This window comes from Streptomyces sp. NPDC058525 (assembly GCF_042719495.1).
Taxonomy (GTDB): Bacteria; Actinomycetota; Actinomycetes; order Streptomycetales; family Streptomycetaceae; genus Streptomyces.
This window is the reverse complement of the sequence record NZ_JBHXNP010000013.1, coordinates 1-20,636: the sequence shown is the minus strand read 5'-3', so window position 1 is coordinate 20,636 and position 20,636 is coordinate 1. Positions and strand designations below refer to the sequence as shown.

At 68.4% G+C, this 20,636-nt stretch carries 24 protein-coding genes and 1 pseudogene; 6 read left to right on the top strand and 19 right to left on the bottom strand.

All coding sequences use genetic code 11. The features are described 5' to 3' along the window. The first annotated feature begins 314 nt into the window (after positions 1 to 314). Both ACFWP3_RS09685 and ACFWP3_RS09680 read left to right on the top strand, forming a co-directional pair. Positions 315 to 755 carry an ATP-binding protein gene (locus tag ACFWP3_RS09685; protein ID WP_384218139.1) on the top strand — a complete coding sequence of 147 codons (441 nt, stop codon included), beginning with the start codon at positions 315 to 317 and terminating at the stop codon, positions 753 to 755. After that, the gene (locus ACFWP3_RS09680) at positions 755 to 1,825 is read left to right on the top strand and encodes an aldo/keto reductase (protein WP_384218137.1); all 1,071 of its coding nucleotides are present in this window, start codon (positions 755 to 757) and stop codon (positions 1,823 to 1,825) included. Before ACFWP3_RS09685 ends, ACFWP3_RS09680 begins: the two co-directional genes overlap by 1 nt. A gap of 87 nt (positions 1,826 to 1,912) precedes the next feature. Here ACFWP3_RS09680 and ACFWP3_RS09675 read toward each other — a convergent pair whose 3' ends face one another. The 5 genes from ACFWP3_RS09675 to ACFWP3_RS09655 all read right to left on the bottom strand — a co-directional run bounded on the left by ACFWP3_RS09675 (position 1,913) and on the right by ACFWP3_RS09655 (position 7,152). Beyond that, positions 1,913 to 2,656, bottom strand: a complete 744-nt coding sequence (locus ACFWP3_RS09675; RefSeq protein ID WP_384218135.1) for a 2'-5' RNA ligase family protein — start codon at positions 2,654 to 2,656, stop codon at positions 1,913 to 1,915. A 15-nt stretch (positions 2,657 to 2,671) separates the two neighbouring features. After that, positions 2,672 to 4,021, bottom strand: coding sequence for a hypothetical protein (locus ACFWP3_RS09670; RefSeq protein WP_384218134.1), 1,350 nt, complete (start codon positions 4,019 to 4,021; stop codon positions 2,672 to 2,674). Between the two features lie 81 nt (positions 4,022 to 4,102). After that, entirely contained in the window at positions 4,103 to 4,567 is a 465-nt protein-coding gene (locus ACFWP3_RS09665; protein WP_384218132.1) for a PPC domain-containing DNA-binding protein, read from the bottom strand. 26 nt (positions 4,568 to 4,593) lie between these two features. Continuing rightward, positions 4,594 to 5,595 carry an asparaginase gene (locus tag ACFWP3_RS09660; RefSeq protein ID WP_384218130.1) on the bottom strand — a complete coding sequence of 334 codons (1,002 nt, stop codon included), beginning with the start codon at positions 5,593 to 5,595 and terminating at the stop codon, positions 4,594 to 4,596. 57 nt (positions 5,596 to 5,652) lie between these two features. After that, positions 5,653 to 7,152, bottom strand: a complete 1,500-nt coding sequence (locus ACFWP3_RS09655; protein WP_384218128.1) for a transcriptional regulator, XRE family protein — start codon at positions 7,150 to 7,152, stop codon at positions 5,653 to 5,655. A 202-nt stretch (positions 7,153 to 7,354) separates the two neighbouring features. Here ACFWP3_RS09655 and ACFWP3_RS09650 point away from each other — a divergent pair, with 202 nt between their 5' ends. After that, complete coding sequence (locus ACFWP3_RS09650; protein ID WP_384218126.1) at positions 7,355 to 8,245, top strand: helix-turn-helix domain-containing protein; 891 nt, start codon at positions 7,355 to 7,357, stop codon at positions 8,243 to 8,245. Positions 8,246 to 8,257: 12 nt separating this feature from the next. After that, positions 8,258 to 8,494: a DUF397 domain-containing protein gene (locus tag ACFWP3_RS09645; RefSeq protein ID WP_383044337.1), complete on the top strand. Its 237-nt coding sequence runs from the start codon at positions 8,258 to 8,260 to the stop codon at positions 8,492 to 8,494. 161 nt (positions 8,495 to 8,655) lie between these two features. Here the strand turns inward: ACFWP3_RS09645 and ACFWP3_RS09640 are convergent, their stop codons facing one another. From ACFWP3_RS09640 to ACFWP3_RS09575, 14 genes are all read right to left on the bottom strand, one after another. Beyond that, positions 8,656 to 9,075: a hypothetical protein gene (locus tag ACFWP3_RS09640; RefSeq protein WP_384218122.1), complete on the bottom strand. Its 420-nt coding sequence runs from the start codon at positions 9,073 to 9,075 to the stop codon at positions 8,656 to 8,658. 300 nt (positions 9,076 to 9,375) lie between these two features. Further along, positions 9,376 to 9,633 (bottom strand): type II toxin-antitoxin system RelE/ParE family toxin, encoded by a 258-nt coding sequence (locus ACFWP3_RS09635; protein ID WP_384218120.1) that lies wholly within the window; start codon positions 9,631 to 9,633, stop codon positions 9,376 to 9,378. Positions 9,634 to 10,064: 431 nt separating this feature from the next. Then, positions 10,065 to 10,250 carry a hypothetical protein gene (locus ACFWP3_RS09630; RefSeq protein ID WP_384218118.1) on the bottom strand — a complete coding sequence of 62 codons (186 nt, stop codon included), beginning with the start codon at positions 10,248 to 10,250 and terminating at the stop codon, positions 10,065 to 10,067. A 470-nt stretch (positions 10,251 to 10,720) separates the two neighbouring features. After that, positions 10,721 to 10,960 (bottom strand): hypothetical protein, encoded by a 240-nt coding sequence (locus tag ACFWP3_RS09625; RefSeq protein WP_384218117.1) that lies wholly within the window; start codon positions 10,958 to 10,960, stop codon positions 10,721 to 10,723. A gap of 232 nt (positions 10,961 to 11,192) precedes the next feature. Next, positions 11,193 to 12,131, bottom strand: a complete 939-nt coding sequence (locus ACFWP3_RS09620) for a hypothetical protein (RefSeq protein ID WP_384218114.1) — start codon at positions 12,129 to 12,131, stop codon at positions 11,193 to 11,195. A 2-nt stretch (positions 12,132 to 12,133) separates the two neighbouring features. Next, complete coding sequence (locus ACFWP3_RS09615) at positions 12,134 to 12,613, bottom strand: hypothetical protein (RefSeq protein WP_384218112.1); 480 nt, start codon at positions 12,611 to 12,613, stop codon at positions 12,134 to 12,136. A gap of 11 nt (positions 12,614 to 12,624) precedes the next feature. Continuing rightward, positions 12,625 to 13,887, bottom strand: a complete 1,263-nt coding sequence (locus ACFWP3_RS09610) for a hypothetical protein (RefSeq protein ID WP_384218110.1) — start codon at positions 13,885 to 13,887, stop codon at positions 12,625 to 12,627. A 59-nt stretch (positions 13,888 to 13,946) separates the two neighbouring features. After that, the gene (locus ACFWP3_RS09605; protein ID WP_384218108.1) at positions 13,947 to 14,180 is read right to left on the bottom strand and encodes a hypothetical protein; all 234 of its coding nucleotides are present in this window, start codon (positions 14,178 to 14,180) and stop codon (positions 13,947 to 13,949) included. Between the two features lie 352 nt (positions 14,181 to 14,532). Next, entirely contained in the window at positions 14,533 to 16,581 is a 2,049-nt protein-coding gene (locus tag ACFWP3_RS09600) for a DUF2637 domain-containing protein (protein ID WP_384218105.1), read from the bottom strand. 287 nt (positions 16,582 to 16,868) lie between these two features. Next, on the bottom strand, positions 16,869 to 17,333 hold the full coding sequence (locus tag ACFWP3_RS09595) for a hypothetical protein (RefSeq protein WP_384218103.1): 465 nt from the start codon (positions 17,331 to 17,333) through the stop codon (positions 16,869 to 16,871). A 73-nt stretch (positions 17,334 to 17,406) separates the two neighbouring features. Further along, entirely contained in the window at positions 17,407 to 17,562 is a 156-nt protein-coding gene (locus ACFWP3_RS09590; RefSeq protein ID WP_384218102.1) for a hypothetical protein, read from the bottom strand. Continuing rightward, a complete protein-coding gene (locus ACFWP3_RS09585; protein WP_384218099.1) occupies positions 17,559 to 17,738 on the bottom strand; it encodes a hypothetical protein in 180 nt (59 codons plus the stop codon). The genes ACFWP3_RS09590 and ACFWP3_RS09585 overlap by 4 nt, the downstream gene beginning before the upstream one ends. Positions 17,739 to 17,850: 112 nt before the next feature. Then, complete coding sequence (locus ACFWP3_RS09580) at positions 17,851 to 18,270, bottom strand: hypothetical protein (RefSeq protein WP_384218097.1); 420 nt, start codon at positions 18,268 to 18,270, stop codon at positions 17,851 to 17,853. Between the two features lie 183 nt (positions 18,271 to 18,453). Next, positions 18,454 to 18,705, bottom strand: coding sequence for a WhiB family transcriptional regulator (locus ACFWP3_RS09575; RefSeq protein ID WP_384218095.1), 252 nt, complete (start codon positions 18,703 to 18,705; stop codon positions 18,454 to 18,456). A gap of 848 nt (positions 18,706 to 19,553) precedes the next feature. On the opposite strand from ACFWP3_RS09575, the gene ACFWP3_RS09570 reads away from it, so the two are divergent. Together ACFWP3_RS09570 and ACFWP3_RS09565 are read left to right on the top strand one after the other, a co-directional pair. Beyond that, positions 19,554 to 19,901, top strand: a complete 348-nt coding sequence (locus tag ACFWP3_RS09570) for a GntR family transcriptional regulator (RefSeq protein ID WP_384218092.1) — start codon at positions 19,554 to 19,556, stop codon at positions 19,899 to 19,901. A 203-nt stretch (positions 19,902 to 20,104) separates the two neighbouring features. Then, positions 20,105 to 20,636, top strand: a pseudogene (locus ACFWP3_RS09565) (hypothetical protein); the annotation flags it as partial.

The following is a 20,636-nucleotide window of genomic DNA, read 5'->3' as shown; positions in this document are numbered from 1 at the left end:
GTGGTGACCGAAGCTGTCACTTCCGGGAGCCCGGGGCGAGAGCTGTCGGCATCACCCACGGTGCCGTGGATCGCTGCGCACTGGTACGCCGAACCGTGGCCACTTCTTCGCCACTTCAGCGAGGCACGACGTTGAACAGTGCCCGAGTTAAGTGCTTTGCCCTTCCCGTTGAAGGGGCGATTGGACGAAGCCGAGGTGGAAGTGGCGAAGAAGTGGCCACGGTTCGGCGTATCGATGCCACCGCAGTTCCGTCACGGTGGAGAAAGGTCAAACCCGGTCACGCCGCAGGGCGTCTCGATGGCGAGGAGGCGAGAGTGCCCCCGACAGCTGAGCTGGTCCATGACCGCAGCCTCGGAGAGTTGTTGAACCACCGCGACGTCGTGCTTGAAGGCCGTCCGGCCCCGCAACGCATTGCTCGCGTCGTACTCGCTGACATGCTGGGTGAGGCCCGGGCCGACGACGCGAAGCTCGTTGCCAGTGAGCTCATCGCCAACGCGATCAAGCACGCCGGCGGCGCGGTCCTCATCCGGATCGAGGTCTACGAGCTCGGGTCGGCGCTGGGAGTCGTCGACCGAGACCCTGACACCGAGGCTCTCCCCGCGAGCCCCTCAAACTCGTCCACCAAGTCGACAGCCGTGGCCATGAGCGGAAGGGGCCTGTTCCTCGTCCACAACCTCAGCAGTACATGGTCGGTCGAACAGACCGAGAACGGAAAGATCGTCATCGCCGTGCTAACTCCGGCAGGGTCACGCTGATGACTGCTTTCGACACCACGAAACGCCACCTGGGGCAAGGCCTCTTCGCTCATCCGCTCGGTGTCAACTGCGGAGCCATCGGCGTGGCCGAAGAGCCTGGACAAGCAGAGGCACGCGACGGGCGATTCCTGAATGGCCTCCGCCGCGCCGTCGAGCTCGGAGCCAACTTGCTCGACACGGCCGACTGCTACGGCGCCGGCCATGCCGAGCGCATGCTGGGACGCCTCCTGCGCGAACACCCAGACCAGGGGCTTCTCACCAGCAGCAAGGTCGGGCACCTTCGCGGCTCCGCACCACACGCCTACGCCGACCGGCACATCCATCACCAGTTCCAGCAGACTCTGGAGAACCTCTACGCCGAGGAACTCGACCTCTACACGCTCGACTCCTGGGACTTCGGACCACAGGACCGCTATCTCGGAAGCGCGATCGACCAGATGCACACCTTGCGTGAGCTAGGGGCCGTGCGGGCCATCGGTCTGCGCGGCCCGCACGTCCCCTACGGCGCTACGCCCGAGGAGCGAGACGCCAGCGCCGCACGGTTCCTGTACCTCTTCCAGATTGTCAAGCCGAACATCGTCTGGACCCGCTTCAACGCTCTTACGCCGGTGATCACCCTGGAGGGCGAGGATCTGTTCGCCTTCACAGCCCGCCTCGGAGTCGGCCTCGTTCTCGCCGCGCCCCTGGCCCACGGCGTGCTCGCCGGGCGGGCCCCACGAATCACCACGCCGAACTTGGGCGCCTCCGGCCTGCCGCCAGGCAACAGGGGCCTTACTCCCGACAGAGTCGCGAGAGTCACCGCCGGGATGGAGGCCCTGCGCGTCCACTTCGGCGATGAGCAGGGGACCCTGACCCGGTTGGCCCTGCTCTCCTGCCTGCAGAGAGCCGACCACTGCGCAGCCGTCGTCGGCTTCACCAGTAAGGCTCAAGTCGAAGAGAGCTTCGGATGCCTATCCGGCCCCGCTCTCACGGCTACTGAGCTTCAGGTGATCGACGCGGCCTACGCCGATCTCCGCGCCGACATAGAAGAGCAGCCGCGGCGGAGAGTGCCTCACGCCGCCCGTACTTGACGGGCGCCGGCATCCCGCAGCGGATGGGGAGGGAGACCGACCGACGCCCCCGGCCTCCCTGCTGGCACCGCGTCCGAAGGCTCGTGATCATCGGCTCCCCGGGCTGGTCTGGGAGGGCACTTCAGGGTGCAGGGGGACCGAGCGGACTGTCCGCCACCGGTATGTCCTGTCCTGACGGCGCAGCTCGACGAGCTCCACCGATGTGACGTCCAGGGTGACGGGCGGCATCGAGCGCAGCTGTGCCACGGCCTCAACGACGGGCGCAGCCGGCCGTGCCTGGTTGTTGTAGGCGATTCCCAGATGCGGACGGAAGGCATGTGTCGGTCCGCCTCCGGGAATACCGATCCGCTCGCCGACAGCGGTGAGCACGGCGTGGAGGTGGACCAGGGGGCGCCAGGGCGTGAGGCTGAACCGGACGGCGCCGCGTGAGCCTGCCAGCGGGTGGGCCTGGAGACGAAACGCTCCGACGGGCAGGTTCTGGGTCAAGTCGAGGAGTCGCGCAACCTGGTCAGCAGATATCTGGTCGGTGCGGCCGACTCGAAGCATGGTCACATGCAGCCCGTCCTGCGGGACGGGGTCCATCCCGAGGTGAAGGAGAGCCTTCTGGCAGTGCTCCGCCAGGCCGAGGAGTTCGGTGGCCCCGGTGAAGGTCAGCATCCAGTAGTACGAGCGCTGCTGGTCCGACCATCCAGGCCGGTCCCAATGGTCGCCCATGCGTTCGACATCCTGGAAGGCGTGCCAGTCGTGTCCGACGATCGCGTCCGGGTCGTCGAGATCCGCAGGCGGCTCACAGGGAAAGGCGCTGGGATCGGTCTCCAGCTCGGGCGTCACAGGGCTCCTCGTTAGTCAGGGGGCGATCTGGGCGGGCTGACCCTCGGCAAACGGTCCTGCCTGGGGTTGTGCTCGCCAGCTCCGCAGCTCATCGGCATAGTCCCCCACAACGGGCTCGTCATGCCATTGCTCGGCGCCCACGTACAGCTCCATCGCCCTCTCCCAGACCGATTTGATCGGACGGCCGATGCCGGCTCTCAGCGCTCTGCTGCCCAGGACCATGGCGTGCTCGACCTCAGGAGAGCCCTGCTTCAGCAGGGCGGACGCCACGTCCAAGCCGACTAAGGCGCGACTCCAATCGGAGGGGGAGTGCTCGACCAGGTCCTCGATCTCCTCGGCGTGCGCCACGACCTCGGCCGTGTCGCCCAGCGAGAGACGCGTCGTGATGGCGTTGGCTAGCGTCCGGGGCATCGAGTAAGGCTCGAAGCTGATGCACGAGGTCAGGCCGTCGGGAAGCGAGAACTGCTGATCGGACAGGCTGAGTGCCTGTCCGATGGCTGCCTCGGCACTGCCGCGGTCCCCGAGGCGCGCGAGCGCCCGGGAACGGCCGTTGACGAGAAGCCGGATGGCCTGCGGGTTGTCCGGATCCAGCGCGATCCCCGCGGAGGCCGCATCGTCGGCCTCCGCGTACCGCTTCTGGTAGTACAGGCCGAGCGAACGGGTACCCGTCGCCCACATCTGCATCGAGACCTCGCCGATCTCACGGGCCAGCGACTCCGCCTCCGTGCAGTAGGCGTTGACCACCTCGAACCGCGCGCCGGCGTTGACGGCCATGTACCCCAGAAGCCCAGCGGCCTGGCAGGCGAGTCGGAAGAGTTCCGCGCGCACGCGCGGGGGCTGCTGGCCGCCGAGGACTCCGTGCAGCATCTCCCGGATGACTCGCGCCTCGCCGGCCAGCTGGTGCGGTCCGAGCGCCTCGTACCGGCTCACGATGCTGGCGATCGACTGGGTCACCATCATGAGGACGGGGTCATCGGCGTTGGAGCTGGTCAGCCTGTGCGTCTGCGCGACAACTGCCAGCGGGTCGTCGAACTCAGGGGCCTGGGCAGGAGGAGCCGCCGCGCCGGAGCTGAAGGCGATGGAGGGCCGGGAGACAGGTTCAACCTGCTCGAACAATCGCTCGGGCGACATGTTGAACATGTGCCGAAGGACGAGGTACGCGTCGCGGCGGGGGGTTCCCTTGAACGTCCCCTTGCGGCCCATCCACCGGTCGAAGGAACTGCGGGAGACATCCGCCCGCGCGAGACGGGGATCGTTCTCCCGTTCGGCCGCCCGTCTCGCTGCCTCGCTGAAGTGAATGCAGAACTTCTCGTACGAGTCCCAGTGCCTCTCCTGCACGAGGAGAGTGAAGCGTGTGGTGGCCATGCCTCCTCCTTCAAGGCTGGGTTCCGGATGAGCGGATCGCGCGCGGCGGCGAAGGACTGCCTGGACGCCAGACGCGCGGGATCAGCCCTTCTGCCCGAAGGCGAGCAGGGGTACGTCATAGAGGTCGGGATTGCGGGGGCGGGTCACCGCGGGGGAGGTCCATTCCTCAATCACGAGTTCGGCGACGAACTGGACGGTCGCCCCCAGCAGGTGGCTCGTCCGCCCGTCAGCGGAGTCCGCCTTGACGCCGGCGGAGACATGGATGTGCGGCGCCACGCGGTCGTTCTCGGTGTCCCAGGCGAGAGTTCCGCTACCGAGGACCTCCAAGGTCTCGACCTCGATCTCCTCCCAGAGCGGGCGCTCCGGGTGCTTGAGGGGCTCGCAGGCTCCTACCAGCCGGGCGTGGCTGAAGCCCCCGATGAACGTGACGTAGCCGGCGCGAATACCGGATTCGCGGCAGAAGGCGGCCAGCGCCTCGAAAAAGTCCTCGCCGTGGTCGAACGCCACGGCGAACTTTCGGCCGATGGTGATCTCGGTGGCGCGCATAGGAATCCGATCGTGAGTCGTCAAGGTCAGCGGTGGGCCGCGAAGGCGGCCTGGACCGAGGCATGGTCTGCACCGGAGCGCAGGAGAGCGAACAGCAGAAGCCGAGCCTTGCGCGGCTCCAGTCGGCCGCCGTTGATCAGACCCCGGCCGAGGAGGTCGATCTCCGAGCCGGGCCCGAAGTCGTAGGTGTGGGTGAGGACACTTCCGGCGCCGGTGCGGGAGGTCAGCACGACGGGGACGCGGGCGGCGAGGTCGCCCAGCCGTTGCGCCCATGTCCGCGGGACGTGGCCGGCGCCGAAGGCCGCGACGACGAGCCCGTCGAGCCGGGCCGCGGCCTCGTCGAGGAGGAGGCCCTCGCTGCCGAGAGTGGCCTCGATCACCTCGACGGAAGCAGGGCGCGCCACGGGCAGGTCGATGTGCGCCTGGCGCGGCAGCGTGAAGTGGATCCGGGGCCGGCCTTCCACCAGATGTCCGACCGGTCCTGCGCCGGGCGAGGTGAAAGCGGAGGTGCTGGTGCTGTGGGTCTTCTGGACGTGGCGGGCCGCGTGGAGCTCATCGGCGAACGCGACGAGAACACCCATGCCGCGGGCTTCGGGACAGGCCGCGGCGCGCACGGCGGCGAGGACGTTGGCCGGCCCATCGGCACCCGCCATCTGCGCATTGCGCATGGCGCCCGTGATGACGACCGGCGCGTCCCCGGTGTACAGCAGGTCCAGGAGGTAGGCCGTCTCCTCCAGGGTGTCGGTGCCCTGCGTGATCACGAACCCCGCGGTGTCCGAGGAGCGCTTGTTGAGCAGTTCGGCGACGGCGGCGATGTCCTCCACCTCAAGCCATGCCCCCGGGATCTTCCGGAAGTCCACCAGTTCCAGGGCGGCTTCCGCGGCGAGTTCAGGCACCGCGGCGACGAGATCCTCGGCGGTCAGCCTTGGCGCGACTCCACGTCCCGTCGTGTCGGCCGCCATGGCGATGGTGCCACCGAGCGAGAGCACCAGAACACGCGGGAGCGGGGCCTGGGATGTGGGGTCCACGGCGATCGCCTTTCACAGAAGAGGATCAAGAACAGGTCAGGGTCAGCGTCGTGCCTCTCACCGGTCGGGGGCAAGGGATCCGAAGAAGTGGAACACCTCGTCCAAGGCCTCGACACTGAGGTGCCGACTCCGGGGACGCACGATGCTCGCCGTCCCACACTTCCTCAGCTCGCGGCACCGTACGACCAGCCAGGTCCAGTCGATCTCCAGGTATCCGGCCAGAGCACGCAACCGGGTCTGCGGATCGGGCCCCCGCATCACACTGTGCGCCTGCGCTTCGCCCGCTGCTTCGCGGTATCCCCGGAGCGCGGGGCGCTGAGTGACCGTGTCCACGGCCCAGATGGCTTCGGTTCGCGTCCAGTTGGCGACCACTGCCCGCTGCTCGGGAATCAGTGCGAACCCGTCCATCTCCGAGTACTCCGGGTCGGGAAGAACGTCGACGCGGATTCCTTGCAGTTCCATCAGGGCGATCGCCAGGAGCAGCAGGATCCTCTCGTACCGGTCGCTCCGGCTGACCTCGCTCTCCGGGATGCAGAAGGCACGGGACATCGGTGCGGCGCCCTCGGCGTAGCGCGATGACAGAGCTCTGAGGTAGTCGATCTTGTGCTGGAACCACAGCCACGCGGCGGCCTGTTCACCCGTCTGTTCGCGTGTCCAGAAGACCGGGGGCTCCGTCAGCCCATCGAGCCGGCGGATGATGTGCTGCGCACAGAAGCTCGAGCCCAGCCACTGCGTTCCTGCCGTGCTGAGGTCGGGCATCGCCATGCGGCTGGGAGCTGACCGCGGAAGGGCGAGGTAGGTGTCCAGGGCGTGCTGCTCCTGAGCCAGCGCGGAGTCGTCTGCAAGCAGTCCGTCGTCGAACTGGACGAGCGACCAGAGCAGACCGTAGGTGAGATCGTCCAGGACGTGCGCGGCCGGCAGCTCGATCGTGCTGCGACCTGGAGCCGTGGCGCGGGCACGCCGGGCGTTCGCGGCGTCGATCACGAAGAGCTGCGGGGTGTTCTCCCGCTCGTCCACTCCGATGAGGAACCCGCGCCTGGCCGACCGCAGGAAGCGGTCGAGAGCGCCGGTACTGGTGACGTCGATCTGAGCGATGGAGCCAGAGCGCGTGGCGGGGCGGAAGGCTACGGCGGAAGCCGTCCCGTCCAGCGCCTGCCTACCCACCATCTCCCACGAACCGGGTAGCTCACCCGAGGGCATGAACAGACGGCTTGTGGACCAGTTGTCCGTGATCTTGAGCGAGGCGCTGAGTCCGTCTCGATCACGCGGCGAGGCCTGAAGGTGAATGGTCTCCGGGGCGGGGCTGAAGAGGTCCTCCGAAGGGACACCGAAGAGCCGCTCCAGGATCAGGGCCGTGTCCGGTCGCGGCACGCCCTGCCAGTCCCCCTTCGCCCACCGGTCGAAGCTACGTCGCGGCACCGTAATGGTGGCCAACCTGGGCGCGTTGACTTCCTTGGCGAGGTCGCGGGCCGCTTGTTCGAAGCGTAAACAGAACGTGCTCCACCGGTCCCACCTGCGCTCCATGAGCAGGACGCGGAACAGGGTGGGGCGGGGCATCGACACAGCCCTCCTCGGACAACGGCGAGACGAGCACCGGCCACCGCAGCCAGCTGGCATATTCCACCAGGCGCGACAGGGGCACCACGGATCGTGACCTCGGTCAGGATGCTCCTCCTGGTGTGTTCCGCGCAACACAACCCAGAAAATTTCTCCATAGAATTGGTTGTTGGAGCGGGGGCCACGCGCCACACTGGCCACCATGTCCGATGCAGAGGTCCCCTGGTCGCTTCCGCACAGAGAAGTGGGCAGCCGGCTCGAGGAGTTGCGGGAGCGCCGCGGCCTGACCCAGAGCGCCGTCGTAGACCTTCTGGGCAGGCGCGATATCCGGACCAACGTCTCCTCCCTCAGCAAGCTCGAGAACGGAAGACTGAAGAGGCTCCCGAGCGGCCTCGTCGAAGCCCTGCTCGACCTGTACGAGACCGAGTCCGAGACGCGGCGGTATGTGCTCGGCCTGCTCAGCGTGGACACCACCCCAGCCGGCCGCCGACGCCGACCACCTCTCTGGCGACGCCACGCCGCACTGCTGGGGCCGATGAAGTTCGAGCCCTACCTCCAGCTGGAGCGCAAGGCGGCCAAGCTCCGCAACCACCAGCAACGTCTCGTGCCAGGACTTCTCCAGACCAGGGGCATGGCCCAGCGCACCATCGAGACCATGCGCCCCGAGCTGAGCGCCCCAGACGTCCGCGGCCTGGTCGACGTCCGTATGGACCGCCAGCGGCAGGTCCTCGGCGGAGGCGTCCTGCACGAGTTCCAGGCCCTGCTCGACGAGGAAGTCCTCCGCCGCCAGGTGGGTGATGAAGCGGTACGCCGAGATCAGCTCCAGCACCTGCTTGACCTGACGGAGCAGGGAAAGGTGGCCATCCGCGTACTGCCCGACAGCATCGGCATCCACCCAGGCCTCGCTGGCCCGTTCGTACTGATGGGGTTCGACGACGCGGACCAGGACGTCGTCTGGTGCGAACTCGCAAGACGATCCGTCTATTTCGACCAATCCGAGGACGTGGCCTACTACGACGGAGTATTTGCGGACCTATGGGAGCGGGCCCTGAGCCCCGCCGACACGCGTGCACTGATCAAGAAGATGACCTAGGAGAGTCAGCTAGTGAGTAAGAGCAAGCCCACCCCGGCCGAGCTGGACCTTTCGGACGTCGAGTGGGTGGTGTCCTCGTACAGCGGTGGCGGGGGCGACTGCGTCAGGATCGGCGAGAAGGACGGCTTCGTGCTGGTCGGCGACACGAAGAACCCGGACCGCCCCCCGCACATCTACACCCCGAGCGAAGCCCGCGCGTGGCTGCAGGGGGCCAAGGCCGGCGAGTTCGACTTCCTGCTCGACCTGTGACACGAGCGGAGCTCGGGTAGTCCGCATGGGCCGACCTTGTCCAAGGTCGGCCCATGGCGTTTGCTGCGGCTGTCGGCCAGTTGGTTCCGACGCCTGGGCACTACCGGGGCGGGCACTCCTATGGCGTGAACCCATCCTCGGCCGCCGGATTCCCGCTGATCCTAGGACTGGGGCGTCCTAGCTAGGTCGCGGTGCTCGATGGCAATGGCGTACGCGTCCTCAATGTTCAGCTCGGCCAACCTCGTGCCGATGTGCCGCGCGATGACCACAGCGCGGCGGCGGCCACCGAAGCAACCGACGGCGATCGTCAGATGCGCCAACTCCGTGTCGTCCATCAGCATGTGCGTACCGACCGCGGTCTGCACGGCCAGGCTGCGCGCGACCGCGCTGGCGAGGACCCGCTCGTAGACCGCCTCGTCGAGTCCCGTAAGGCCCTTCAGTTCCGGGTCGTCGGAGACCGGAAGCATCCTGCGGACATCAAGCGTGATGTCGGCCTCTGGAACAGTGAGCAGGGTGTCGTTCTCATCCTTCTCGCCCACGTGCCCGTAGCCGAAGCTGATGATTCTAATGGTTTTGATCATGATTGACATTGATCTTCCGAAGTAGTGGAGGGTCTTCGCCGGATGCCCGAGCTCCAGGCGCGCGATCCCGGCGGCGGGGCTAACCCTGGGCTAACCCGTCCGGCGGGTCGCGAGAGGCATGACGGCGCAGTGTGGCTCTACGGAGCGGCTACGTGACCAGTGGGACACCGATGGCCTTATGGACTTGGGAAGTTGACAGACACCCGGCCCTCAGCGGCTATCGGCTATCGGCTATCGGCTGCCGCAGCGGTCCAGCCCAGCTCAGCGAGGCGGGGCAACGGTGCGGGCATGTGCTTACCTTCAGCCCTTCTGGGTGTAGGCGTTTCGGCGGTGGCTGATGGCACGGATGCGTATCGGATCACCGAGCTCGTACACCAGGCGCCAGGAACCGCAGCGGGAGCGGCGGCCGTCGAGGTGGACCAAGGCGGTGCTGTGGCGGCCGGTGGGGTCAGCGTCGATCTCGGCCAGGTGCTGGCGGATACGGGCGTGCTCGCGGGCGTCGGCGCGCTCCAGACGATGGAGCGCTCTGGTGGCGGCACGGCTGAGGATCAGGGACATGGCGGGGCTTCCTTCCTGAGACGGGCTGGCGGCCGATCAGGCGTCCTCGGCGGGTTCATGTCCTGCGGGCCAGGGGATCGCCCACCCGCAGGACTTTCTGATTACGCACTTCGAACAGACGGCTGCTCTCCGAAGTCCATCCTTGGTGGGCCTGTTGGCGAGGGTCGGGCCATTGGATGCGGCGAATAGCTTCTGGTTGGCGGGCTCGGAGCAAGCCGCCACCCCGTGGTCGGTGGTCGGCAGGCGGCGGACACGGCCGGCGCTGGTGCGGTTGGCGACGGCCTCAGCGCTGGAGAACAACGTCGGATCGGCCGACTTCTGTCTCTCGGTCAGGCCCATGCTGGCGGGTCCTTTCAGGACGCGGCGGGGTTGGCCGGGCGGCCGTGGCCGTCATCGGCGTGCGGTCCGATGGCGACCATGACGGCCCGGCGTCAGCGCCAGGTGGGGCTGGCGGTGCCCCAACGCTCGATCCGGTCTCTTGCCGCACCGCCGAGACTGCCGATCACAAGCGCGGCCATGGCGCCGACGAAGAACGCCCACAGGAAGCGGTCGTGGGGGGTGCCGTCAGCGCCGACGCCCGGCAGGTCGGCCAGGTGCTGGTAGGCCCACCACGCCACCTCGGCTCCGGTGGCGAGCTTTCGACGGGGTCAGCGGTGTTGATGGGGTCTTGGCTGGCCAGCTGGAGGGTGTCGGTGTGCGATTCGTGGCATGGGCACCGCGGGTTTCCCGGGCCGGTGGCACCGACGGTGCGGCTTCCTCCGCAATCCGGGCACGATCCGTCAGCCCCGGGGTCCAGGCCCCAGACCTTTTCGCACTTGGTGCAGGGGGCGGCGTCCACGTGGTCGTCGGTGTGTGGGAGCGGCACCGCGATCAGTTCTGCGCCGGTCGCCTTGCAGGCCGCGTTCGGGCAGGTGATGACGTACATGTTGTCCTCCGGTCGGTAGTCGTCGTCGGGGCGGGCGGGCATCGCGGTGAGGTCCAAGGGGGTTTTGTCCTCTCTGAATGCGCGAAGACCGCCCTCGTGATGAGGGCGGTCTTCGCGTTGCTGTGCTCAGGCCGGCGGCGAGGCCGCGGCGCGGGTGGTGGGTCAGCCCTTGGCCTCCCACATGTAGGACAGGACGATCAGGATGCCGAGGATGAGGGCTGCTTCGCGGGCGCCCACGCCGTTGGAGAACATCGGCGCCGTGCCCTGGAGGGATTCCTCGTCGTCGGGTGCGTCGCCGCCGTGGAAGCGGTCGCGGTGGGTTTTGCGGTGGGTTTTGAATTCGTCGCTGTCGAGCCAGCCCGAGGTCGTCTTGCAGGTCCCGCACCTGTACTTCTTCGCCATGCGTCCCCCCGGTTCAAGTGGCTGTGGGTGCCTGGGGGTTGACGGTACAGGGCGAGGCTGGGGGAGCGGTCAAGGGCATGCGGGGCTGGTAGGGCGTCTGGTAGGCGGTAGGGGTTGGTAGGTCGGTAGGGGGACGGGTGGGGGTCGGGGGCGGGGGAGTGGGTGGGGTGGTGCTGCTCCCCCGCCGGTGGTGTGCGGGTGGGTGGTGGACGGGGGTGGGTGCGGGGGTGGGTTAGGCCACCTCTTCCTCGCCCGTCTCGGGGGTGGTGACGAGGGAGAGGAGGTGGTGGGTGGGGGCCGGTTCGGGGGTAGTGCGAGTGAGGTCCGGGACCAGGCGGGCGGGCAGCTGGGGGGTGTGGCCGATGCTCTTGGTGAGGTCGTCGAAGTGGACTCCCCATTCGTTGAGCTTCTTCTGCTGGCCGTCCTTATCGTCGGTGTAGAACGACATCTGCTTGCGGACCGTGATACCCAACTCCCCCGTGATCACGGTGGCCAGGCGCTCCTTGGTCCAGTCCCCCGGTATCGACAGGCCTTTGGTGAGGCGCAGGGCAGCGAGGATGTCGACGACTCGGGCGCCTCTCCCCCGGACCGGTCCGTGTCCGGCCTCCCCTGCCGCGACTTCGGTTTCGATGGCGTCGAGGATGACCTTCTTGGTGCGGGCTACGCGCTGCTCGACGGTTTCGACGGGCTGCCCGGGTGCCGGCTGCTCCGCGTCTTGCTCCTCGCCCTCCTCTCCCTCCTCGCCCTGGTCCTCGTCGTCTTCTTCGTCGTCCGCGTCTTCGTCGTGCTCGGCGATGGCGGGCTCTTCGTGGGGGGCGGCGGCGAATCCAGCCACCAGATAGACGAGGAGGAGGAGCCACCACAGGACGGGGGCGCGGCCGGTGGCGAGGAGGAAGGCGACCAGACCGAAGCCGAGGGCGGCGAGGCGGGCCCCGGTGGATCCCTGGTCTGCGGCGGCCGGTTTGGCGGGGGGCTTCTTGCGGCCTTTGCGCTTCTTGCCGGTGCCGGCGGGTTCCTTGTCTTCCGTCTTGGCCTTGGTCTTGGGCTTGGTGCGGATGGGTTCGCAGCGGACCCATCTGCCGAGGAGGTGGCCGAGCCAAAACGGGGCGAGGAGGAGGCCGCGCATGTAGGCGCGGGGGCTGGGGAACAGGTCGCGGATTTGTACGTCCATGGTCAGCCGAGCCGGTTGATCAGGCTGGACAGGATGTTGGTGAGCAGGGTCGGGGGCAGGGCCCAGATTGCTCCGGCTGCGGTGAACAGACCGCTCATGAGGACTCCGGCCCAGGCTCCCCCGGCCGGTTTCATGGGGATGACCATGATCAGGACGGTGCAGATCAGGGCGATGCCCGCGATCTTGACGTCTCCGAGTCCGGCTCCGGTGAGTCCGTCGGCGAGGGCGCCGCCGGTGGTGCCGCCGACGTCGGGGACGATCGTCCACATCTGTCCGGCGGACACGCAGGCGGACGCGAACAGGAATGCGATGCCGAAGGCTTTCCGCCAGGACTTGATCTTGGCGTCGCCTTTCCCCTTTACGCCGAAGATGAGGTAGACGAGGAGGGCGATGGCGACGGATCCGGCGCCGAGGCTGCCGAGGAGTTTGCCTCCGGTACCGAGAGCGGCGGGGGCAGCGAGGGTGTGCAGTTCGTACACCACGGGGTGGCTCCTTACAGGGCGGCGTAGAAGGCAGTCGTCAGGAACAGGGCGGACGTCGGGGTGCGCGCGAGCATCCCGAACGGGGACCACCACGGGCCGAGGCCCTCGTGGCGGTTGGCGCGGCGGTCGATGTACCACCAGGAGGTGCTGGTGAATCCGATGCCGGCGGCGATGGGCAGCAGCAGGTGCGGGTCCACGCCGGTTTTGGCGGCGGCGTCGATGATCACGGCCGCGGGGATCATGTAGGCGAGCTGGGCTGTGCCGAGTGTGAGTCCGGCGCGGCCGAGGATCCCGCCGGGGAGCTTCTTCACCTTCCCCAGGAGGGACCAGGCGAAGGGCATGACGCCGACCGCGAGGAAGCCGCCGATGGTCGCGGCCGGGTTAATGCCGAGGGCGGCGAGGTACGGCTCCAGGTGGCCGTCGACGTTCCAGTACCAGACCCCCGTGACGGGTATCGCGTACATGGCGGCGAAGCGGCGGCGGCCCTGGATGTCGGCGAGTTCCTTGAGTTCGAGGAACTGGTTCCAGATGGCGCGGGCTCCGGTTGCTGGCGGGGGCTCCTCCTTGTCCTTCTTCTCCTTCTTCCCCTTCTTCTTGCCGTCCTTGTCGTACTTGCCGGTGTGGTCGTGGTCGCGTTCGCATTCGCGACCACAGGGACGCTGGCAGGCGTCGCGGATGGGGCAGGGGCAGCAGCATCCGGGGGTGGGCGGGTAGGGCGGCGGTGGCGGGGCGCCGGCCCCGGCCGGGGCCGCTACCGGCGCGGGCGCCGGGGTCGGGTCGGGCGCCGGGGTCGGGTCGGGCATGGGGCGGACGTGGGTGTCGTCAGCGATTTCGTCGTGGGTGAGGATCCGCGGCTGGCTGATGGTGCTCACCCGGGGGGCGGCGGTCGGCTCTTCGTCGTGGATGACGGTGCCGGGTATGACGTCGGCCGGGTCGGGCTGCTGCTCGTTCTCGGGCGTCTGGGGCGGGATGAGGACCCCGGTCAGGACGGTCGGTTCGGTGTCCGGGTCGGCGTCGTCGGCGTCTTCGTCAACGGCGGCCGGGGTTTCGTCGGCGGGGCTGGCGGGGGCCGGGTCGGTGTCGGTCGGGCGGTACAGCTCGACCTCGGCGACGGTGGTCCGGGTGGTCAGGCCCAGCCAGTCGGCGACGGTCATCGCGTCCGTGTCGGCGGTGGCCGTGGGGGCTTCCGGCTGGGGGGCGGGCGGGGCCTGTACTCGGTGCCATTCGATCGGCTCCTCGCTCCCCCGCTCCCCTTCCTGCTGGGGCTCCAGCACGTCGGTAGGGGCTTCTACCGCCCCACTACCAGCCGATTTGTGGTGATCTGTCGGGGCGGTCACGCTGTCCCTCCCCAGTCCATGGCGCGGGGCGAGAACTCACCGACGGCGATTAGCAGGGACTTGCGGACGGCCCGCTCGGCGTCGGTCAGAGCCGCGAGCCGGTGCGGTACATCGGGGAGTTCGGGGCCGACCGGATTGTTCCTGGGCGGAAGCCGGGTCAGGGTGTCCGGGCCCGGATCGACAGGCCCGGAGCGATGGAGTACGCGGAGAAAACGCGGAATGTACTGCATGGTGGTGGTGCCCTCCTGGTCTGTACTGACTGGGGAGTGACAGCGCTCGGGGCCCCTGCTCCCTGGCAGTTGCGGGGGGCCCCGAGCGGCTAGCGGGAGCAGCCGGCGACGCGGTGCGTGGCGGGCTGATGGCAGGCGCGGCGTGGCGCGGGCCGGGTGGTCTGGATGATCCGGCCGGTGACGTCGTTCACGGGGGCTGCCTCTGTGGGTGGGAGATTCTCAGATCCCGCCCGTGGCCGTACTGGTGTGCGGGTAGATGCGGGTCGGGATCTCGCTGCGGATCGAGGGCGGCCGTGGTCCGGCCGCCACCTGGGTGGGATGCGATGCGTTTGGCAGCCATCCCCTTCAGTGGTCACGTGTTGTAGTTGCCTGGGTCGCTCTCCTGGGTGTCGCTGTCGCTGTCCTCGGTGCTGTCCTTCTCGGCGTGCTTGGCGGCCTTGGCGATGACGCCGGCCCTGTCCTTGCCGATGTGGAACTCGCGGGCGAGGCGGCGGACGCTGATCGGTCCCTTAAGGGCGTGGGCGAGGGTCACGAGTTCGTCGTCGGACAGGTGCGCCAGAGAGCGGCTGTCCTCGTCCTTGCTGTCCTTGGAGTCCTCGTCGTCGGCGCGGCGTCTCTTGGGGTCGCCGTCCTCGTCCTTGGTGTCCTCGGCGTTGCCGTCCTCGTGGGGGTCCCCCTGCCCCTGGCCGGTGGCCGCGGTACGTCCCTGGGGGGTGTCCCCGGTACGCCCCTCGGCCTGTCCTTCGCCCTGTCCCTGACTGTCCTTTGGCTGGTCAGTGGCGTCCTCGGGGTTCGGGGTACGCGGGTCAGGGACGGAGGGCTTCGGGGTGTCGTCTGTCCCTGCAGGGCGTCCCTGGGGGGCGTCCCCCAGGTTCTGCCCCTGCCCCTGGAGGGTGTCCTTGTCCCCCAGGGACGTCCTCGGGCCCCGTCCCTGGGGACGGTGTCCCTGGTGTCCCTCGGGGGTGTCCCTGTCCTTGGCGTCCTCGGAGTCCTTCTGTACCTCGGGGGCGGAGTCCTCGGGGGCGGTGTCCCTGGGGACTGTGTCCTCGGTGTCCTTCGCGGGGGACGCGGGGACGCCGGGTCGCACGTGGCGGAAGCGTTCGGACTTCGGGGCCTTCCATCGCCACCACCGTCCGTACTGCTCGCGGAGCTTGTCGGCGTGCTCCTGCCGCTTACTCTCCGTGTCGAGGGCTTCCTGGTAGGAGGTGATCTCCCAGAGGACCATCCGCCGCCACAGAGCGAAGGTGGAGGGGAAGGCGAGGAACCAGCGGGAGGCACGGATCTTGTCCATGCGCTTGCCGGTGACGGCTCCGATGAAGGAGGCGTAAGCGTGGGCAGCGACCTCGGAGAGGACGACCCACATCATCGGCAGCACGGCATGCGCGATACGGGCTGCCGTCAGTTCTTCCGGGGTCTGGACGTGGGCCGCAGTGATGTTCAGGTAGCAGGTGGTGAGTGTCCCGGCCCAGGGCACGAACCTCACCCACACCAACGGCATCTTCTTCCGGATCAGAAAAAGGTTCGCTCCTGTGAATGCCGGAATGCCGATGTCAATCGCAGTGGGGAGGATCCATCCGTCGGGGAGGATCCAGAAGCCGCCACCGAAGCCCCACTCAGCGCCCTTGGCCGCGAGGGTGTCGAAGGAGGAGTAGAGGCCCAGGGTGCCGACAGCACCGGAGAAGAGGATCACCACGAGGAAGGCGACCATCTCGCCCGAAGAGAGCGGCGGTACCTCGCCGTCGTCCCCAGCCATGATGCGGGGCTTGGTCTTGGCCTTGGCCTCCCACTCGGTCCGCAGCGTGGCGGCCTGCTCGGCATCGGTGCCAGCGCGCTTGAGGAGCGCCTCGGCGTCGACCGCGATGAGCTTCGCCCGGCGCTCGGCCTCGGCAAGGATCTCCACAGCCCGGTCCCGGCTCTCGGACAGGACCGTCTCGGCGGTCTCACGTCGCCGGGCAACAGCCTCGCGGGCGTCGTCCAGGATCTGCTCGGCTTCCTCGCGGGCCTGGACGCGGAGCTGGTCGGCGGTGTCCCGGGCCGCCTTGAGAGAGGCGGTCACCTGTGCTTCGGTGCGGGCCGTGGCATCGGTGTGCGCGGCGGTGGCGATGTCGGCGGCCTTGCCCTCGGCGAGGCTGACGATCCTGGCGGCGACCGCGTCAGCCTCGGCCTTGACACGGGCGGCCTTGGATTCCGCCTCGCGGCGGAACTCGTCTGCTTCGGCTCGGATCTTCGCAGCGTCCTCCTCGGCCTGGCGGAGGATGTCGGCCGCGTCCTGATGTGCCGTCTGCTGCTCGCTGCCCGCATCCGGCTGAGCGCCGATGGCGGGCTCGGCGTTGGGCGTCGTGACGGAGACTGCCTTGGACGCGGTCACCTTGGGCCGCTGGCGCCGGCTCCTGCTGCTCACGTGCTCGTTTCCTTCCAGGGTGGCAATTGGGGGTGTGGCGGTTGGCCGGTCAGTCGTGGCCGTCGCGGTGGCCGGTGATCTGCCCCGTTGGTCCCGGCGTTGCTGCCGGGCGGGGTGTCGGTGCCGGGTACCGCGGCGACTACGAGCGGCCGGGGTCAGGGGGCGGTCGGAGGGCACAGGTAGGGCCGAGGCAGCGTCGGCGTTCGGCGACGCGGCCTCGGCCCGACTTCGATCAGGCGGCCACGACCGGCCGCGCCGCGCACAGGCGTCGGCCCAGCGATCGGCGCTCAGTCGTAAATGCGCTCCCAGACCGAGCGCTCGGGGGATTCCTGGGCCGAGGCGCAGGCGGTCCGGTGGGCGCAGTGGCCGTCTTCCGTCGATTTCTCGCAGGGAGTGGCTGGGGGATGAGCGACGACGTTGGGGCAGCGCTCCCAGTGGCGCCCGGTGCGCCCAGGCTCGTCGTGTTCGTTGCAACCGGCGGGCCATCGGTTGGCCACCAGGCCGTACCCCTCGCAGAGCCGACACTCCAGCGACGCCTGGGAGAGGGCCATCCTGTGACGGAGCGAGGCCGCCCTCTGGAGCCAGTTGGCGCGTTGTACGGCGCCCTGCTGGAAGGCGAGGGTTGCGGCGTGTTCGGCCGCGCGAGCATGGGCGAATAGATCAGCTGCTGTACGAGGCTGCGGTGCCGTGAGCTGCACGGGCGGGTCGCCGGTCCTGGCGGTCTGGGGGCTGCCACCGTTGGTGTTCTGCATGTGCTGGGTGCCTTCCGTACGGGCCCGGCCTCTGCGGTGCAGAGGCCGGGCAGCGGCGATGAAACGGTGACGGTCAGGTGCGGCGCTTGCCCAGGTCACGCAGGATTCCGACCCGGCCGGCGGCAGCCTTGGCTTCGCCGCGTACGTCGGAGGTCTTCTCGCGGGTGACCTTGGCCTTGTCGGGCTTTCGGGGGGTGCCGTTGGCGAAGTAGCTGTCGAGGAAGCTCATCGGCTGGACCTCCGTCCGAGCCAGCCGCTGCGCTTGGAGGTGTCGCGGCCGGTGATGCGGAAGTCTTCACCGCGGTTCGCGGCGTCGCGGACGGTCTTGTCGGGCCTGCCGAAGGTGTTCCTGTTGCCGGTAGAGCCGTGTGACGCCCAGTTGGCGAAGGAGAAGCGGGACGGCATCAGCAGGCTCCCCGCTGCGTAAGGCGGCGTGTCTGCGCCTGTGCGGCGGCGGTGTCCTTCTGGGCTCGTTCGACGCGGGCCTGCTGCTTGGCCAGGCGCTGCTGGTAGGCGTTCACGGGCGGACTGCCTTGACCGCGAAGCTGCATTCAGTGCCGAAGGGGCAGGCGGCACAGACCGCCATCGCGGCTCGGTGTTCCGCGCTGGCGGAATCGGCCGCCGGGAGTCGAGAGCCGAAGAGGTCGATGTTCTCGGGGGTCGCGGAACACGCGTTGTGCGCGCTGCGAGGGGGGTGGCTCCCGTCGATGGCGAGAGTGGCGCGGCTGGACTGGGACGTGAGGTGGTTCCGGGTCATGGGACGGCTCACCGCGAGGCCGTGCTGGCGGCGGGCGTGGATGCCAAGGATCCGCGCCCTGATCTCGGCGGCGCGAGCGCGCTGCTGGCTGGTGAGCTGGCGGGCGGGGGCGAGTTCCTCGTCGGACGGCCGGTCGTAGGCAGCGAATGTATCGGTGGTGCCGGGCGTACTGTTGTGCATGTTCCGTACTCCTCAGGTCGTGTGAGGTTCTGGGACACAGCCCCAGCCGTCCGGCGGGGGCGGAGGGGAGAGCCTTCCGGCCAGCGCTGCAATCGCTGGACTCGGAGGGCTCTCCTGCCTTCACGGTCTTGGCTTTCGAGTGGGACCGCGGGCGCCAGGCCGTCTAGAGCTGTGTGTGGTGCGTCAGGCGCTGGCGTTGCGCGCCCTGTTGCGAGCGGCACGGCGCTTCATCGCGCGGCGCTCGTCCTCGCTGAGACCGCCCCAGACGCCGGAGTCCTGGCCGGACTCGAGCGCCCACTGCAGGCACTGCTCCATGACGGGGCAGCGGCGGACAGCCTTGGCCTCCTCGATCTGCAGCAACGCAGGACCGGTGTCGCCGATCGGGAAGAACAGCTCAGGGTCTTCCTCGCACACGGAGTTGTGACGCCAATCCATGCGAATCTCCTTGGTCGGGTTGAGCAGGTCGGATGTCCACGGGCAGCACTGCGGTGCGCGCTGGGACTATCCGTGTTGTGTCGGGACCGTTGGTCCGGAGGCACATGGCAGGTGTGCCGTGCGCTCCCTGCCGTCGCCGTGCCAGCCGCGCTAGGAGCGCGATGTGGACGGCGGCGTCCAGGCAGCACAGGGGCTGCGGTGAAGCTGGGTGGGACAGCATCGGCTGCCCCGACTGCCAGTTGACGCCCTGGCCAGCGCGCCATCGTCACGCTCTGGTGTAGCGGGCGGCCGCTCCGGTGGTCCGTGGAGCCGGTGCGATTGGCGTACCGCCGGGCGATTGGTTCCCGGTCGCTGTCCGGGGGCGGTCATGCCGCCACGTGCGCTGAATGCCGTTGTACGCGGCTCCTTCCAGAGCGGTTGCCCATCCCACCTTCCGGCATGTGCCGGGCTGCCTGCCAAGGCGCGGGGGAGAGGACGCTTCCGTCGGCGGGCTACAGACCGGGAGGCCTGCAACTGCCGGACGTGAGCACGCCTCGCCGTCATGCAGCGCTGTCCACTGTTCAGTTGAGAAGTAGCGCGGCCTTCCCCGCTCGACCGCTGTCGCGGCGTCTTGAGGGACCTTGATCCGTCCGGGACTGGGCCTAGCCAGCCGCTATGGCGCACGCAGTCCTGCATGCAGCTCCAGAGTTGAGCGGTCTGCCGGCGGCTTGGGCGCTGCCGATAACCGATCTAGACTGAAGCAACATAATCAACTTAAGTGCTTCAGTTGGGATGGCGCAAGAGGTTCTTCGAACGGGTGCGGCTTGAGCCGCTGGGTGCAGGGGGGCGGGCCGCCTACGATGACGCCTATGAGCGACGAGACGGAGCAGCCGGTTACGCGCGTGACCAGGGCGATCGAAGCCCGGATTGTGACCCGCGAGCTCGCGGCGAAGAGCCAACTGCCGACCATCCGTCAGCTCCAGGAAGAGCTCGGAGTCGCGTACAACACGGTCCAGGCTGGGCTGCGCGACCTCCGCGACAGGGGGATCATCTACTCCCACAAGGGCAAGGGGTCGTTCGTCGCTGAGGACGCTCTCAACCTGCTTTCGAGGTCGTCCTCCGGCCGCGGGCTCGAAGAGCGCGTTGAGTTCCTGGAGAGAGCTCTGGCTACGGTGCTCGAGCGCCTCGACCGTCTCGACGAAGGTGCTGGACGCTGAGTGACGAGCTGCCTGGTAGCAAACCCTGGTGGCTCTGGTAGGCGACCTCGATGGCGCCGCGCATGTGATGCTCCCTCACTGGCAGAGCTAGCTCCTGTGTTCGAAGCATCCTGAAGAGGAAGATCGCGAAACAAGGTCCGCTGGTGTACCCACCATGGATACACTCGCGCGGAACCCGGTCATCCGCAGGCGTGGAGGGGTCGATGAGTGATCAGCGTGAGGGCCGGCTTCCGGAGCGTCTCCTCGGGATGCCGGAGTTCATCCAGGCCTGCAAGGAACACGATTTCGCTGCCGTGTTCTCCCTCGTCAAGAGCCGCGCCGGCATCTACCCAGCCCAGATCGCCAGGTTGTGCGAGCTGACGCCCAGCCGCGTCGGCGAGATCACGGACCGTAAACGGAGACTGACTCAGTTGGCGGTCATCGAACGGATCGCGGACGGACTGCGCATCCCCGGAGGGATGCTCAGGCTCGCCGCACGCCCATGGGAGACATCGCAGCCACCCGCGGCGCCGAGGAGGAACGATTCCTCCAACGTTCCGACAGGCACCAGCGCCGAGCAACTCGCCCTCGATGACGAAGCACGAGCTTTCAGGCGGCAGCTGGACGCGGCGAGAAGCGCCTGTCAACGGCCATTCAGTTCGGCTCTGATCCACTTCTTGTGGTCCGATCGCGGAGCGTCACGGTGCTCAGTCCGCGAGGAGGATCTGTCGGCGGAGCAGGTTGAATCCCGCCCGG

What these genes read in the sequence shown, in the direction of transcription:
- ACFWP3_RS09680 (WP_384218137.1), top strand. Translation starts at nt 755, where the DNA reads ATGACTGCTTTCGACACCACGAAACGCCACCTGGGGCAAGGCCTCTTC.
- ACFWP3_RS09670 (WP_384218134.1), bottom strand. Translation starts at nt 4,021, where the DNA reads ATGGCCACCACACGCTTCACTCTCCTCGTGCAGGAGAGGCACTGGGAC.
- ACFWP3_RS09665 (WP_384218132.1), bottom strand. Translation starts at nt 4,567, where the DNA reads ATGCGCGCCACCGAGATCACCATCGGCCGAAAGTTCGCCGTGGCGTTC.
- ACFWP3_RS09655 (WP_384218128.1), bottom strand. Translation starts at nt 7,152, where the DNA reads ATGCCCCGCCCCACCCTGTTCCGCGTCCTGCTCATGGAGCGCAGGTGG.
- ACFWP3_RS09650 (WP_384218126.1), top strand. Translation starts at nt 7,355, where the DNA reads ATGTCCGATGCAGAGGTCCCCTGGTCGCTTCCGCACAGAGAAGTGGGC.
- ACFWP3_RS09640 (WP_384218122.1), bottom strand. Translation starts at nt 9,075, where the DNA reads ATGATCAAAACCATTAGAATCATCAGCTTCGGCTACGGGCACGTGGGC.
- ACFWP3_RS09635 (WP_384218120.1), bottom strand. Translation starts at nt 9,633, where the DNA reads ATGTCCCTGATCCTCAGCCGTGCCGCCACCAGAGCGCTCCATCGTCTG.
- ACFWP3_RS09625 (WP_384218117.1), bottom strand. Translation starts at nt 10,960, where the DNA reads ATGGCGAAGAAGTACAGGTGCGGGACCTGCAAGACGACCTCGGGCTGG.
- ACFWP3_RS09620 (WP_384218114.1), bottom strand. Translation starts at nt 12,131, where the DNA reads ATGGACGTACAAATCCGCGACCTGTTCCCCAGCCCCCGCGCCTACATG.
- ACFWP3_RS09605 (WP_384218108.1), bottom strand. Translation starts at nt 14,180, where the DNA reads ATGCAGTACATTCCGCGTTTTCTCCGCGTACTCCATCGCTCCGGGCCT.
- ACFWP3_RS09595 (WP_384218103.1), bottom strand. Translation starts at nt 17,333, where the DNA reads ATGCAGAACACCAACGGTGGCAGCCCCCAGACCGCCAGGACCGGCGAC.
- ACFWP3_RS09590 (WP_384218102.1), bottom strand. Translation starts at nt 17,562, where the DNA reads ATGAGCTTCCTCGACAGCTACTTCGCCAACGGCACCCCCCGAAAGCCC.
- ACFWP3_RS09585 (WP_384218099.1), bottom strand. Translation starts at nt 17,738, where the DNA reads ATGCCGTCCCGCTTCTCCTTCGCCAACTGGGCGTCACACGGCTCTACC.
- ACFWP3_RS09580 (WP_384218097.1), bottom strand. Translation starts at nt 18,270, where the DNA reads ATGCACAACAGTACGCCCGGCACCACCGATACATTCGCTGCCTACGAC.
- ACFWP3_RS09575 (WP_384218095.1), bottom strand. Translation starts at nt 18,705, where the DNA reads ATGGATTGGCGTCACAACTCCGTGTGCGAGGAAGACCCTGAGCTGTTC.
- ACFWP3_RS09570 (WP_384218092.1), top strand. Translation starts at nt 19,554, where the DNA reads ATGAGCGACGAGACGGAGCAGCCGGTTACGCGCGTGACCAGGGCGATC.